Origin of the sequence: Olivibacter ginsenosidimutans, assembly GCF_039542865.1 — a bacterium.
Classification (GTDB): domain Bacteria; phylum Bacteroidota; class Bacteroidia; order Sphingobacteriales; family Sphingobacteriaceae; genus Olivibacter; species Olivibacter ginsenosidimutans.
Genome location: NZ_BAABIQ010000040.1, coordinates 112,345 through 127,864, shown reverse-complemented (window position 1 = coordinate 127,864; position 15,520 = coordinate 112,345). Strand labels below are relative to the sequence as shown.

General features: G+C 43.6%; 8 protein-coding genes. 6 read left to right on the top strand and 2 right to left on the bottom strand.

Annotation, left to right across the window (positions count from 1 at the left end):
• Positions 1-103 precede the first annotated feature (103 nt).
• From ABD930_RS15410 to ABD930_RS15400, 3 genes are read left to right on the top strand one after another with little or no spacing between them, the layout of a single operon-like run.
• On the top strand, positions 104-1,825 hold the full coding sequence (locus tag ABD930_RS15410) for a RagB/SusD family nutrient uptake outer membrane protein (RefSeq protein WP_345232676.1): 1,722 nt from the start codon (positions 104-106) through the stop codon (positions 1,823-1,825).
• 21 nt (positions 1,826-1,846) lie between these two features.
• Complete coding sequence (locus tag ABD930_RS15405) at positions 1,847-4,747, top strand: glycosyl hydrolase (RefSeq protein WP_345232674.1); 2,901 nt, start codon at positions 1,847-1,849, stop codon at positions 4,745-4,747.
• A 35-nt stretch (positions 4,748-4,782) separates the two neighbouring features.
• Positions 4,783-7,068 carry an alpha-L-rhamnosidase-related protein gene (locus ABD930_RS15400; RefSeq protein ID WP_345232672.1) on the top strand — a complete coding sequence of 762 codons (2,286 nt, stop codon included), beginning with the start codon at positions 4,783-4,785 and terminating at the stop codon, positions 7,066-7,068.
• Here the strand turns inward: ABD930_RS15400 and ABD930_RS15395 are convergent.
• Positions 7,065-7,835, bottom strand: a complete 771-nt coding sequence (locus tag ABD930_RS15395) for an SDR family NAD(P)-dependent oxidoreductase (RefSeq protein ID WP_345232670.1) — start codon at positions 7,833-7,835, stop codon at positions 7,065-7,067. The two genes, ABD930_RS15400 and ABD930_RS15395, sit on opposite strands and share 4 nt — an antisense overlap.
• Before the next feature lie 87 nt (positions 7,836-7,922).
• Positions 7,923-9,110, bottom strand: a complete 1,188-nt coding sequence (locus ABD930_RS15390; RefSeq protein ID WP_345232668.1) for a DUF4185 domain-containing protein — start codon at positions 9,108-9,110, stop codon at positions 7,923-7,925.
• A 222-nt stretch (positions 9,111-9,332) separates the two neighbouring features.
• Here ABD930_RS15390 and ABD930_RS15385 point away from each other — a divergent pair, with 222 nt between their 5' ends.
• The 3 genes from ABD930_RS15385 (at position 9,333) to ABD930_RS15375 (ending at position 15,513) form a co-directional block, all read left to right on the top strand.
• On the top strand, positions 9,333-10,307 hold the full coding sequence (locus tag ABD930_RS15385; RefSeq protein ID WP_345232666.1) for a glycoside hydrolase family 43 protein: 975 nt from the start codon (positions 9,333-9,335) through the stop codon (positions 10,305-10,307).
• A gap of 200 nt (positions 10,308-10,507) precedes the next feature.
• Positions 10,508-13,765: a glycosyl hydrolase gene (locus tag ABD930_RS15380; protein ID WP_345232665.1), complete on the top strand. Its 3,258-nt coding sequence runs from the start codon at positions 10,508-10,510 to the stop codon at positions 13,763-13,765.
• Positions 13,766-13,773: 8 nt separating this feature from the next.
• On the top strand, positions 13,774-15,513 hold the full coding sequence (locus ABD930_RS15375) for a glycoside hydrolase family 71/99 protein (RefSeq protein ID WP_345232662.1): 1,740 nt from the start codon (positions 13,774-13,776) through the stop codon (positions 15,511-15,513).
• Positions 15,514-15,520: the final 7 nt, after the last annotated feature.

The window sequence follows — 15,520 nt, the reverse complement described above, 5'->3', positions numbered from 1 at the left end:
TTACTTATTCACGGATTGTAAATGTTGCTTTTGTGTTCATGAGCCCTTTCGGGGTTTAATCATCAAAGGCTCCATCTGACAATTAAAAAACAAAAATAAACAGATGAAAAAATGGTTAATATATAGCTTAACGGGGATCATGGGAATCCTTCTAAGCACAACAAGCTGCCAGTCAGATAAAGATTTCTTAAAGGAAACGCCACCTACCTTTTATACGGTGGATAATGCTTTCAGTACGGCTGCACAGATCGACCAGGCTGTGGTGGCTATTTATTCACAATTACGAGATTTATGGGCGAACCCTGATGGTGAGGAATGGATACTTGCCTTAAAGGGTAATGGGACAGACATGTACGACGTGGCCAGTATTCGCCGCGGAAGTAGCTTTAATAATTATGGAAATATCAATCCGGATAATACGGTATTTTATAATGTGTACAGTACGTGGTATCAGCTTATTGCGAAAGCTAATTTGGCTATTTATTCGGCCGACTTGCCGAATATTACGTGGTCTACCGACCAAGAGAAAGCTTATGTTGTTGGGCAAGCACGCTTTTTTCGGGCTTTTGCATACCTTAATTTGGGTGAACTATTTGGCGGGGTACCTATCGTAACGGATATTACGACCGAACCTAAATATGATTTTAAACGGACAAGCCGGGTGGAAACGTACCAGTTTGTTATCGATGAGCTAAAAGCTATTGAAAATGACTTGCCGGAAACCACTGCGGAAGGTGGACGATTGGTGCGCGGCGCAGTACAGCATATGCTTGCCCGGGCTTACTTGGCACAAGGTATCCAACTCGCCGTTGATGGAGGAGATGCGCAATCGGCATTTAATCAATCCATAAGCTATGCGAGTAAAGTGATCGACGGGGGTACTTTTTCGCTCATGACCAATCGCTTTGGTGCCCGGGCACAAGAATCTCAAGGAAATGTCTATTGGGATCTCTTTCAAGAGAATAATGTAAACTATCAAGATGGTAATAAAGAATGTATTTGGGCCCTGCAGATTGATTATGCCGCGTACAAAGCCGAAGATGGTAAATCGAAGCTACCCTATTCAAGAGTCTATGGGCCGGTATTCCGGGATGGCTCTTCAGGACATTTAACAGGTACTGGGCCAGATGTGGGCGGTAGAGGGATTGCCCAGTTGATTCCAACGATGTATACCAGGGATGTGATATACGAAGATAAATGGAGCAACGATATGCGTAACTCGGATATTGTTTTTAAGCGTCAATTCATTGGGAATGTATCAAGTTCACCTTATTATGGGAAACCAGTTCCTTGGGAAGTGCTCTATAATAGCAGTAGCGATGCCGCAACGAATCAAGCAAACCGGAGTTTGTGTTATCCCGTATCTTGTAAAATTGCCACAGATAAATATACAGGGGTTGAAGATGGTGAGAATATGAGCAACCTCTTTCGGGACGATTATTTTATCCGCTTATCGGAAACGATCTTATTGCGTGCCGAAGCGAAACAACGTTTAGGTAATAAGTCTGGCGCCGCAGACGATATTAATTTGCTACGTAACAGAGCACATTGTACTTATTTGGTGACAGCAGCCGATGTAGATGATCAGTTTAACCTTATTCTCGACGAACGGGCTAGAGAACTGGTGTACGAAGAAAATAGATGGAATACCTTATTGCGGATGTCGGGGACCATTGCGATTGATCGTATTAAAGAATATGCCTATTGGCCGGAAGCGAAAGCAACGCTGACTTTTAATTATAATCTGTGGCCAATCCCGAATACGATCATTGATACCAATAAGGATCAAATTTTAGAACAAAACCCCGGTTGGGAAAATAGATAGTTTTCTTTAAATTTCATCATCATGCGTTTTTTACCGAAAGTACTCTTACTGTTCCTTTTCGTTTTATGCCTCGGCGCCCGAGATCAACAGATCATGACCAATGAGCAGCCCTTATTGTCGGAAGATCGCTTCCGGCGTCCAACTGCTCAAGATGGTATCAGCTGTTTTTGGTGGTGGCTGAATGGAAATGTTACAAAAGCTTCCATCACGCATGATCTGGAAGACATGCACGAAAAGGGCTTTAATGGTGCTCTAATTTTCGATGCAGGAGGCCAAGATCAAGGAGGCAACGATCAGGTACCCCAAGGCCCACTATTCGGGTCCGCCGAATGGAGGGCTTTATTTGAGCATGCAGTGAAAGAAGCACATCGCCTAGGATTGAAACTGGGGCTAAGCATTCAAAGCGGCTGGAACTTAGGAGGCCCGGATGTAAAACCAGAAGAAGCAGCTAAATTGCTGACTTGGTCAGAAATAACGGTTTCTGGAAACAGGGCATTGCAGCTTCCATTAGCCCTGCCGCAACACCGCGACAACTTCTATCGGGATATTGCAATTGTCGCCATTCCAGCGCATGATGGTGATACAACTATTAAGCCAGTAAGCGATTTAGCGGTGAAAATTGCCTCCAAAGAAGCAGCGGGTTCGGCTACGGATATGAGTCATATTTTCTTGGACGATACCTACGGAAAGGACGAAAAAGCACATGCGACAATCCAGGAGGTAATGGATTTAACTAAACAGATGGATGAAAAAGGTGTCTTGCAGTGGCAGGCTCCGGCTGGTAAATGGACCATCATGCGTTTTGGTTATACCACCAATGGTGCGCATGTGTCTACAGCTAGCGGACAATGGCAAGGGCTTGTACTGGATTATATGAGTAAAAAGCATTTTCTGCGCTATTGGAATAGCAATGTTCGTCCCTTGCTCGAAAGCATCGACACCTTGGCTGGAACGACCTTGAATTACTTGCATACCGATAGCTGGGAGCTTGGTGGAGTGAATTGGACGGATGATTTTCGTGCGGAGTTTAAGCAACGTAGAGATTATGACCTATTATCTTACCTACCGGTTATTGCTGGAAAAATTATCAATAGCCGGACGGAAAGTAATCGCTTTTTGTTTGATTTTAGAAAGACCATCGGCGATTGCATCGCAGATAACCACTATGCTTTTTTTGCTCAAAAAGCACATGAATATGGCATCGGGATTCATCCAGAATCAGGTGGTCCGCATCTTGGACCTATCGATGGACTTAAAAATTACGGCAGAAGTGATCTGGTGATGAGCGAATTTTGGTCGCCTTCCGGCCATCGACCAACGCCAGCGGCACGCTTCTTTGTTAAACAGGCTTCCAGCGCTGCCCATATTTATGGGAAAAAGTTGGTCGCGGCCGAGGGTTTTACCACTATTGGTCATCATTGGGATGATGTGATCTGGAGGGATATGAAGCCCAGCTTTGATCACGAGGTTTGTGCCGGACTCAATAAAGCGTATCTCCATACCTTTACCAATTCGCCCAAAGAAATGGGGCTGCCGGGACAAGAATACTTTGCAGGAACACATTTTAATCCCAATATCACTTGGTGGAAATTTTCGAAGGCCTTTTTTGATTATATGGCCCGCGTACAATACCTGATGCAGGATGGTCAATTTATTGCCGATGTGTTGTATTATTATGGTGATCAAGTACCGAACATTGCTACGTTGAAGGCTAGTGATCCAGCAAAGGCCTTACCCGACTTTGATTATGATGTGATCAATGAAGAATGTTTACTGCAATTGCATGTGGCAAACGGCTGGATCAAACTCCCGTATGGGATGCAATACCGCGTATTAGTATTACCGAAACATGCCGTATTGTCACTAAAAGCGTTGCAGAAAATCCATCAATTGGTGGAAGATGGTGCAACGGTCATTGGACCAAAAACGGAAAGAACCATGAGTTTGGAGGAGGAAGTAGCTGCTAATAAAACGATTCACCAATTGGCTAACACCTTATGGGGAGAAAAAGTAAGCACCTCCAAGGGTAGTCGGAAAGTAGGAAAAGGTACTGTTGCATGGGGATATACGGCAAAAGAATGGCTATTGGCACAACATGTACAACCGGATTGCCGTTTCGTAGATGCGAGTGACTCGACGGTTTTTGATTATATTCATCAGCAACGACAAGGGAAAGAAGATTATTATTTCCTGAGTAGCCAAAATAAACAAGCCGTAGAAACGACGGTTGATTTTCGCGTAAGTGGAAAGTTACCTGAGTTTTGGAATCCTGAAACCGGCGAAATCCGGGAAGCCAGGGTATACCAGCAGAAGAATGGCGTGACACAAGTGCCCATTGCTTTTAGACCTTATGGTTCGTGGTTTGTTGTTTTCCGAAAGCCGATCCCTTTCGATCAACAGGGTGCTGCTTCTGGTAAAAATTTCGCATCATACACCGTGGTAGATACACTCAAGCAACCGTGGGAAGTTGCGTTTGAAAACCGTTTCGGGCAGCCGAAGCACATTAGCTTTCCAACGTTGATCAGCTGGGCGGATCATACGAACGAAAACATCAAATACTATTCTGGCGCTGCAACGTATAAACAATCTTTTATCCCAAAAGGAGGCAAAAATCAAACATACTATGTAGATTTAGGCCAGATAGCGGATGTAGGCATTGCCTGCGTATGGTTGAATGGCAAAAATCTAGGGATTGTGTGGTCGCCACCCTATCGGATAAAGTTAGATGGACTGAAACTGGGACAACAAAATCAATTGGAAGTAGAGGTGATCAATAGTTGGCGTAATCGACTAGTGGGCGATCGCGCGCTACCAAAGGAAAAGCGCTATACGCAGACAAACATTACCATCCGTGATGATTGGCAATTATTGAAGGCAGGTTTGCTGGGGCCAGTAACACTTCAAGTTGAAAGACTATATTAAAAATAGGACTATTAGCAATAAAACAAATAAATAACATGCACAAAATCCTTCGATTAATATTACCCTTCCTTTGGTACACCACAACATTAGCGCAAACACCAGCTGTCAATCATTCGCTTGTTCCTGTCGGACTGCGATGTGACCTTTTAGCCTTTTCCGATTACCAATCGGTGAATGGTTATCCCGTGCCATCACAGTGGAATAAGACCGCTTTTGAACAAACACAATCGGTACACTTGTTAAGCAAAATGCCTGCTTTTAGCTGGGAAATAGCTTCCAAGGGCGAAAATATCATGCAGCAAGCGTATCGCCTATTGGTTGCAGATAACCCGGATAGCTTGGCTGCCAATAAGGGAACTATTTGGGATTCAGGGAAAATACGTGCATCAGCTTCTACTGCTGTTGATTATAAAGGGCCTGCACTAGAGGAGCAAAAATGCTATTATTGGAAAGTGAAGGTCTGGGATACGTCTGGCGAAGAAAGCCCTTACTCCAAGCCTGTAGTCTTTTATACCGGTAAAACCTTAGTCGATTACCAAACCGTCCGCTACCCGCTGGCAAAAACAGATACCTATCCGAAAACGATGCGACAAGGTACGGGATTGGTCTTCGCCGATTTTGGAAAAGATGCATTTGGTCAATTGAAATTGACGTTGGCGTGCCACACGGAGGATGATACGGTACTTGTGCACTTTGGAGAGGCCTTAACCTCCGATGGCCGTATTAATCGACAACCGGGAGGAACGATTCGCTACCGTAACTATCGTTTACCATTGAAACAAGGTATCCATACCTATCAGATCCGTTTTCATCCGGATAAGCGGAATACGGGAAGTACGGCGGTGTTGATGCCCGATTATATTGGAGAGGTCTTGCCCTTCCGCTACATCGAACTAGAAGGCTATGCAGGAAAATTAACCAAAGAAAATGTGGTGCGTAGCGTGGTAAATTATCCGTTTAATGATGAGGCTGCGTTTTTTGAGAGTTCAGACTCCGTGCTGAATAAAATATGGGAACTATGTAAATATAGCGTGAAAGCGACAACCTTTGCTGGAGTATACGTCGATGGCGATCGGGAACGAATACCCTACGAGGCAGATGCCTATATCAATCAACTCTGTCATTATGCGGTAGACAAGGAATATTCCCTTGCTCGCTACTCGCACGAATACCTTATCAAACACGCGACCTGGCCAACGGAATGGATTCTACAATCGGTGCTTATGGCAACGAACGACTATCTTTATACAGGCGATTTACGTTCGGCACGTAAATATTATGCGGATCTGAAAGCGAAGACACTGACGGCGTTGGAAGAAGCCAACGGGTTAATCAGTACGACTACAGGTAAGCAGCATACCGACTTTCTACGGTCTATACATTTCAATGGTGAAGCCTTGAAGGATATCGTAGATTGGCCACACAGCGGTATCCTAGGCTTAGGAAAGGATGATGTAGGTGAGACCGATGGTTTTGTGTTTACGGATTATAATGCCGTGGTGAATGCCTATTATTATAAAGCCTTACGCGGTATGGCCGAGCTATCCAAGGCTTTGGGTTATCAACAGGAAGCTTCCGATTATGGAAGAAAAGCGGAACGGGTTTATCAAGTTTTTCAAAAGCAATTTTTCGATCCTAAACAAAAGATTTACCGGGATGGTATAGGCACCAACCATGCTTCTTTACATACCAATATGTTTGCTCTCGCTTTTGAGCTGGTGCCAGAAAAATATAAATCCACGGTACTTGCCTTTGTGCGTAGTAGGGGTTTGGCTTGTAGTGTTTACGGAAGCCAGTTTTTAATGGACGCCATCTATAATGCCGATGATGGAGATTATGGACTTTCCTTATTGACCGATACTGCGCAACGAAGTTGGTATAACATGATTCGCGAAGGCAGTACGATAACGATGGAAGCTTGGGGAAATCAATATAAGCCTAATCAGGACTGGAATCATGTTTGGGGTGCCGTGCCGGCTAATATTATTCCGCGGAAGTTAATGGGAGTCGAACCCCTAAAGCCAGGGTGGGATCATTTTCAGATTAAACCACAGATAGGCAATCTGCAATATGCCCGGATAAAGGTGCCTACAATTAAAGGAGCAATTGAAGTTGATTGCCAGCAGTCAGATAGTCAATTTTTTATAGAAGCCAAAATTCCTGCTAATACAAAGGCCGACCTATGGATTCCTGCAAAACAGGTAAAAGGAAAGATAAAGGTACAGGTCAATGGTAAGCAACAAGCAGCCAACGCAGTGAACGGCTGGATAAAATTATTGGCTTTAGGATCTGGTAACTACCAAATTGCTGTTGCCAATTAGGACGACGGCGGTGAAGGGCTCACGGCCGTCCAACCACCATCAATGACTAAGGTTTGTCCGGTAATGTGCTTAGCTTCTTTGCTAATCAGAAATTTAGCTGCCGCAGCAATATCAGCGGTATATGCCGGTCTGCCTAAGGGGGTAATGCCCGACCAGATTTTTTCATAATCCGGAAATTGCGTCGTGCGTTCCGTCAGGGTTGCCCCAGGCGCTATGGCGTTGACGGTTATGGCGTAAGGCGAAAGTTCGATGACCAATCCTTTTGCTAACATTTCTAACGCAGCTTTGGTCATTCCATAAGCCACTAAATTACGGTGTGCCTGGTGCCCGGTTACGGAAGACATCAATAGGATGGAACCACCGCTTTGTTGATCAATAAATTGTTTAGCAGCTGCCTGTGCAAGAAAAAAACTTCCTATGATATTGGTTTGCAAAATTTGCTGTAGATCTTCCCGTTTGTATTGGAGAAAATCACCATAGACCGTAATACCAGCATTGGCAATTACTGCAGACAAATACCCGAAGGTGGTAACAGCTTTAGTGACAAGCCGTTGAATAGCCTGCATGTCGGATGCATCGCCAGCTTGACCAACACACTGGCCTTTTTTATCTTGTAGGCTGAAAACAGCCTGTTCGGTAAGATCTTCCGAAATGTCGTTCAGTACGACATGATAACCCTCTTCTAGCAGGGTCCGGCAAATTTCATAACCAATGCCAATTCCTGCACCGGTAACGATAATGACGGGTGGTTTTTTGTTCGTTAGCATAGCTAAAGATAGGGTTTTAAAAACTAATCCTGCAAATGGTATTTCGCTAGCTAATTCCTGCTATAAGGTTAGATTATCTCTCTTTCTCTATTCAAACACCAACCGAATAAACTTTGGCGAAAAGGTGTTGGGTGACTTTTTAAAATCTTCCAAAAAATTAAAAGAGTTCACATGATAGCTAATCAATAATTCACCCTTATTGGATAGGGTAGGATGAGCTTTGGCATTATAGGCAAATAAATTTTTGTTTTGAGCTGGTTCCGGACATTGGTAGAGGGGTATCGTTGGTCCAAAAGGCCCAATAGGACTTTCGGCAACCCGCATAGCAATCGTCGGTTCAATGCCGTTTTTTTGAAAGATTAACAAATAACGTCCATCTGCAAGTGGTGTCATGCTCAATTCATTAGCAACTTGATCCGCGATTTTAGTGGCATGCAAAATATTCGGATCCCACTGGCTGCCATTCCAGTAGGTCCAACGATCAAAATGTTCCATATCCTTTGGCCGTACCCGGGCTACTAATAACGCTTTATTTGCTCCGCGTACACCATAAATATAAACAAAACCATCTGGACGGGATACTTTGGCCCAAGTGGTATTGACCAGAACGCCTGCACCGAAGGAATAAGACGCTCGATGCGCTGCCGAATCGGCAAATAAAGGCGTTTGTAGTTGTTTTACCTGTTTAAACGGGGCTTCCTTTTGATGATCAATGATCAGCAACGCATTCCCAAATTCTTTAAATCCGAAAACAGCTGCTCCGGTATTTTCCATTAGGTATGCCAGTAAATATAATTTTCCCTGTTGTTCTTGATTGACAAAACCGTCTCCTAACCAATAATAGCTCTTCGCCGTTGCTTTGGGAATGGTCGGTTTAAAAAGCGATTGCGGTTGTTGGAGGTTGCCGCCATTAAAAAAATGTAGCTCGATAGGCTGACCTGTTTTTTTTTGTATAAAAGCGCCGCAATTATTAACCATCGTTCCGCCCGAAAGTACCTGTCCGTTGGCTCTTTTCCCCCAAAAGCTATCGCTGAATACCAATAAACTTTTCGTATCGGTAAACGCTCCACTGGTATCAATGCCATTTAAAGCCATAGAAAAAAGACCGTCGCCACCGATCCAGTGATCATCATGGGCAAATAAGGTAGTCCATTCGGAAGCTTCTTCCACATGGAAATGAAATGGAAGCGATTGGGCACGGCTAAAAATCCAGCAACTACTTAGCCCTATAACGAATGAATAACGTAAAACCCTTAGTCGAAAAATTGTTTGCATCGTCACTCGTATCATGGTGTTAATTGCACTAAAGATACCCTTTTTATTTTATATGGAATATGATTACTCAGATACCATATTCCATTGAACTGAGCCTGTTAAACGTTGTTTTTCCTTAACAGTACAGGACAATTATTTCTAAAGTGTTTATTATTTTGGGACATGTTTATTCAGATACATAAACAGCCTAATTGATAAGCTATTTTAAACGTTTGCTTTTTTATGAACAAGTTTCTTCTTTTATTCCTATTAGCGACTTCTTTTGTTTCCGTTGCGCAGGTCGGCAAAAAGACCCACCGACCGTTAATGTGTAAAGGTAAGCCTATCGTTTTAGGTGATCCCTTTATGTATACTTATCACAATAAATATTACCTAACCGGAACGGGCCCAGCCGATCAAGGCTTTCCTTGCTATGTGTCATATGATATGATCAATTGGGAATATCAAGGGCTTTTATGGGAAAAGAAGCAAAATTGTTGGGCTAAAGGGGCATTTTGGGCACCGGAAGTAATTTCTTATATGGGCAAATTCTATCTGATTTATAGCGGTTTTAGTGATCAGTTCAAAGGACTTCGTTTGGCTTTGGCTGTTAGTGATCAACCCGAAGGACCATTTACCGATCTTTATGCCCCTTTATTCGATGGCGGTTTTGGTGCTATAGACGGACATATATTTGTTGATCAGGGGCAACCCTATCTCTTTTTTAGTAAAAATGGCGAACGAAATGGTTATAGTTATGGTATAATTTATGGAATGAAGTTAAATCAGGATCTTTCTGCTGTTGTTACAGATACTGTTAAGTTATTGGAGGCTTCACAAGATTGGGAGCGTGTTAATTGGGCACACAATCGTTGCAATGAGGGACCGACCGTCTTTAAATATGAAGACACCTATTATATGACTTATTCAGGTAATCATACCTTTGAGCCCAACTATGGTATTGGCTATGCAACAGCATCTTCTCCTTTAGGCCCTTGGACAAAGGCAATAGAAAATCCGATTGCCAATAAAAACATGAAGATGGGTGTTTCCGGTATCGGGCATAATTCACTGCTTGCCACGTCAAAAAGGAATGAATACTTTATTATCTACCATACGCATGCAGATCCGAAGCATCCGGAGAACCAGAAACGGCATAGTCATGTGGGAAAATTGTTGATTGATCAATCGGGTAAATTGAAATTTATACCAAATTAAAGGAATAACTATACTGACAACAACATGTAATAATCGCCAATGGCGTTTTTTATAAGCAGGGAAACATGAGGGTACAGGATGATGGTCATAAACATTAATAGTATCTTGCCAACTATAAATTAAGAAGCGAAAAAAGCTCGCCACCTGAAAGGACGATTTTTTTAAACGGCTTCTAAGATACCAGATAAAACCTGATTCGAATGATGACTAAAACAAACACCATTACCGTTAGACTTATTACCTGCCTAATTAGTTGTTTACTATTTTCCTGTTCGCAAAAGCAGCAATCAGAACAATCAGCAGATTTGACTACTATCGCTGAAAATTTTAAGACACCACCCGATTCTATCCAAACCAGTGTGTATTGGTATTGGATTTCGGGTAATATATCGAAAGAAGGGGTTGAGAAGGATCTGGAAGCGATGAAGGCCGTAGGTATTAACCGTGCATTTATCGGTAACATTGGCTTAGATGATGTACCTTATGGAAAGGTGCAACTGTTTTCCGATGAGTGGTGGGACATTTTGCATGCCGCATTAAAGAAAGCCACCGAATTGAATATCGAAATAGGACTCTTTAATAGTCCGGGTTGGAGCCAGTCGGGAGGACCATGGATAAAGCCGGAACAGGCTATGCGCTATTTGGCTAGTTCGGAAACCTTAGTACATGGAGGTGAAAAAGTTTCTGTAAAACTACCTAAACCGAACGAGGATTTTCAAGATGTGCGGGTAGTGGCCTTCCGCGCACCAAAAGGATATAACCAATCGTTAGCTAATCATTCGACTCAAATAACCTCAAAGCCCCATTTGCCGTTATTGCACAACCTGTTGGATAATAACCAGGAAACGGAAGTGAAGCTGCCTGAAAAAGAAGCAACAGCGATTACGTTCACTGTCCCTGAAGATTTTGACGCCAGAAGTTTGACCGTATGGCCATCCAAGCGGAATATGAAAATGCAGGTTACCCTCGACGCCTTGGTAGGAAACGATTATCAGCAGGTGAAGCAGTTCACGATAGATCGCAGTAATAATCAACTTAACGTTGGTTTCGAGCAATTTGCACCCGTCGCAGTATCTTTCGATGCCATTAAAGCGAAGTCGTTTCGCGTAACTTTTGATGAGGTATCGGCAGATGCTGGTGTAGCAGAAATTGCTCTCACCCCTACACCTAAAGTGGAACGTTTTAAGGAGAAAATATTGGCTAGGATGCATCCTACTCCATTACCTTATTGGCACGATTACCAATGGGAAACACAAGCCAAGATAACGGATAAAGATTTTCTGATCACACCGTCTGATGTGCAGGATATATCGGCGAACCTATCGGCAGATGGTACGTTAAATTGGGATGCTCCTGCTGGCGACTGGGTGGTGCTCCGTACCGGTATGGTACCTACGGGGGTAAAAAATAGTCCAGCTCCGCCGGAAGGTACAGGCTTGGAAGTGGATAAGATGAACCACGAGCAAGTCGTGAAGCATTTCGATGCTTTTATGGGTGAAATTCTACGCCGCATACCGGCCGCAGACCGGAAGACGTGGAAAGTTGCGGTACAAGATAGTTATGAAATGGGCGGACAGAATTGGACGGATGATTTTATTAACAAATTTAAGGCGCGTTATGGTTACGATCCTACGGCCTATATCCCCGTGATGTATGGAAATGTGGTTGGCAGTCAAGATGAGTCGGACCGCTTTCTTTGGGACTTAAGGCGTTTAATTGCTGACGATGTGGCTTATGAATATGTTGGTGGTTTGCGGGATATCAGTCACAAAAATGGCTTAACCATTTGGCTGGAAAACTATGGACATTGGGGCTTCCCTGGCGAATTTTTGCAGTATGGTGGGCAATCGGATGAGATTGGGGGCGAGTTTTGGAGTGAAGGCGATTTAGGTAATATCGAAAATCGGGCGGCTTCTTCGGCAGCGCATATTTATGGTAAAACCAAAGTTTCGGCAGAGTCCTTCACTGCGGCGGGCAATACCTTTGGCCGTTATCCGGCCATGATGAAGCAACGTGGCGATCGCTTTTTTGCCGAAGGCATTAATAATACCTTATTGCATGTTTACATTCAACAGCCTTATGAAGACCGAAAACCTGGAGTCAACGCTTGGTTTGGCAATGAGTTTAACCGCTTTAATACTTGGTTCTATGATATGGATATGTTCGTCCGTTATTTGAAACGGTGTAACTATCTCTTGCAGCAAGGAAAATATGTGGCTGATGTGGCTTATTTTATCGGGGAAGATGCACCCAAAATGACCGGCATACAAGACCCACCGCTCCCGCAGGGCTATGCCTTTGATTATATCAACGGTGAGGTGATTCGCGATCACCTTCAAGTTAAAGATGGTCGTTTGGTCTTGCCTGATGGAATGTCCTATCGTTTACTTGTTTTACCCAAATTAGAAACCATGCGGCCCGAGTTGCTGGAGAAGATTGAACAATTGGTAAACGAAGGTGCAACGATATTAGGGCCAAAACCTACCCGTTCTCCGAGTTTGCAAAACTATGGTCAGGCGGATAAAAAAGTACAGGAAATTGCCGAAAAATTATGGGGTAATGTGGATGGAAAAGCGGTAAAAAGCCATTCTTATGGTAAAGGTTTGGTGATGGATGGACTAAGTTTACAGGAAGCCTTGAACCAAATAGGCGTCGTGCCGGACGTTAAACTAGCCGATCAGGATACGGCACTATTTATCCATCGTACCCTAGATAATGGGGAAATCTATTTTGTCTCAAATCAGACGGATAAAAAGATAAACATTAAGCCAACATTTCGGATTAGCGGAAAATTGCCCGAGTTATGGAATGCCATTACGGGCAGACAACGCGATCTGCCGGAATTTACGGAAAACGATCAGACGACTACCGTACCACTGTCTTTAGAAGCGTATGAAAGTGCTTTTATTGTCTTCCGAAAGGATGGAAGTGGCGCTGCTCATCAAGATCGACTTAACTTTCCGCAACCCTTAAATGTTGAAACGGTCAACCAACCTTGGAAGGTGCGCTTCGACCAACAGGCAGAAGGACCTAAGGATACCGTCGTCTTTAAACAGTTAAGCGACTGGTCACGTAATCCTGATGCTGCGATCAAGTATTATTCCGGTGCCGCATGGTACGAAACAATCTTATCCATACAGAAGCCAAAAGCGGATGAACGACTGTACCTAAATTTGGGTTCTGTCATCGCTTTGGCAAAAGTGAAGGTCAACGGAAAGGATGTTGGAGGAGTATGGACACCACCTTATAAGGTGGATATTACCGAAGCGGTACAGGATGGCACGAATAAAATAACCATAAAAGTAGTCAATACTTGGGTAAATCGATTAATCGGCGATTTAAATTTACCGGAGCAGGAACGCAAACATTGGACATACGTCAATCCTTACCACAAGGACAGTCCACTACGGCCAAGTGGTTTACTCGGACCAGTTAGCATAGAGCGTTACCCTTATTGATTGTTCTGATGAAACCAAAAGTGCTTCAGCTTGTGATAGGATTACTATTGCTCCATCAATGGAGCTTTAGTCAACCGCTCGCAGCGACAGATGGATTGGGAAGGGTATTGCCACAATACGATCAAGTGGGCAGCTCCCGATCTGATCGTACGGTAGCCTTATTCTATTTTTTATGGCAAGGTGATCCCACTTCACCCATCTCGGAGCAGCATTGGGACTTGCATGAACTTTATAGTAAACATCCAGCTGTTTTTGAAGATTTTAATGATCCCAATTGGGGTGGGGGTGCTGGTGTGTCCGGCAGATACTATTTTTGGGGGCAGCCTATTTATGGGTATTACCATGGAGGCGACTATTGGGTACACTTAAAAAATATACAATTGTTAACCGATGCTGGCGTGGATGTATTGATTTTGGATGCGACGAACCGCTTGACTTACCTGAAGCAGGCAAATACCTTAATGCAGGCCATTGAAGCGATTAAAAGACAAGGTAAAAACCCGCCAAAGCTTGCCTTTTATACCAATACCCAATCGGGTGAAACCATGCAGGAACTGTACGACAATTGCTATAAAGCAGAGGCTCCTTATCGCCATCCGGATACGTGGTATTACTTGGAGGGAAAACCTTTAATCATTGGTTGGTCAAAAGAGGCTCTTGGCAGCAATTATGCTTCTTTTTTTACGATCCGTGAATCACAATGGCCGAATGAACCGCAAAAGGCAGGGGGCTGGCCCTGGATTGATTTTAATCGACCACAACAGGTATACGTGAATAAACAAGGCCAACGGGAAATTATTAATGTATCTACAGCGCAACATCCCAACCTCGAGGCTTCAATGGGTGGTTCTGCCTTTTATAAACAACCGGGCAATTGGGGGAGGAGTTACCATCAGGGAGCTCCCGGTAATGCGGACGATTTACCTTATGGCTATAATATTCAGGAGCAATGGGATATTGCGTTAAAACAGAATGTCCCGTTTATCTTCGTCACCGGATGGAACGAATGGATTGCAGGGAAATGGCAAGGAAGAAAAGGAGATAAAAAGCATTCTTTATTTGTAGATCAGGCTAGTCCGGAATACAGTCGGGACATCGAGCCTTCCCTAACGGCAGACCTTAAAGACCATTATTACATGCAACTGGTGAGCAACATCAGACGGTATAAAGGAATAGCGCCATTACCAGCTTTAAGTCCGATGAAACGTATTCGCTCTTGGACTGATTGGAAAGAGGTTTCCCCTGCTTTCGGTGATTACACGGGTGATGTCTTAGCACGCGATTATCCAGGAGCTCCACGTGTACCTACAATACGATATGTCGATCGTACAGGGCGTAACGATTTTAAACAACTGAAAGTAGCGCAAGATCAGAAATATCTCTATTGCTATGCAGAAACGGTTGATCCGATTACCACCGATCGGGATAGCGCTTGGATGAATCTATGGCTAGATGTTGATCGGTCGCAACAAACAGGTTGGTGTGGTTATGATTACCGGGTAATCGCCGGAGAAAAATTACAGCATTTTGCTCAGGGAAAATGGACAACAATAGCAAAGGTAACGTATCAGCTGTCTAAAAACCGCTTAATGATCACTATTCCTCAAAAATTAATAGGTATAACACCCAACTTAAATATTGAATTCAAATGGTCGGATAATATGCAACAAGCTGATCCATTGGATTGGTATGTGCATGGAGATGCTGCGCCCGGAGGGCGATTCAATTTTGTAGCTTTGAGAAAATAATACCCTA

Coding starts and splice junctions, on each gene's coding strand:
- ABD930_RS15410 (WP_345232676.1), top strand. CDS start 104: ATGAAAAAATGGTTAATATATAGCTTAACGGGGATCATGGGAATCCTT.
- ABD930_RS15405 (WP_345232674.1), top strand. CDS start 1,847: ATGCGTTTTTTACCGAAAGTACTCTTACTGTTCCTTTTCGTTTTATGC.
- ABD930_RS15400 (WP_345232672.1), top strand. CDS start 4,783: ATGCACAAAATCCTTCGATTAATATTACCCTTCCTTTGGTACACCACA.
- ABD930_RS15395 (WP_345232670.1), bottom strand. CDS start 7,835: ATGCTAACGAACAAAAAACCACCCGTCATTATCGTTACCGGTGCAGGA.
- ABD930_RS15390 (WP_345232668.1), bottom strand. CDS start 9,110: ATGCAAACAATTTTTCGACTAAGGGTTTTACGTTATTCATTCGTTATA.
- ABD930_RS15385 (WP_345232666.1), top strand. CDS start 9,333: ATGAACAAGTTTCTTCTTTTATTCCTATTAGCGACTTCTTTTGTTTCC.
- ABD930_RS15380 (WP_345232665.1), top strand. CDS start 10,508: ATGATGACTAAAACAAACACCATTACCGTTAGACTTATTACCTGCCTA.
- ABD930_RS15375 (WP_345232662.1), top strand. CDS start 13,774: ATGAAACCAAAAGTGCTTCAGCTTGTGATAGGATTACTATTGCTCCAT.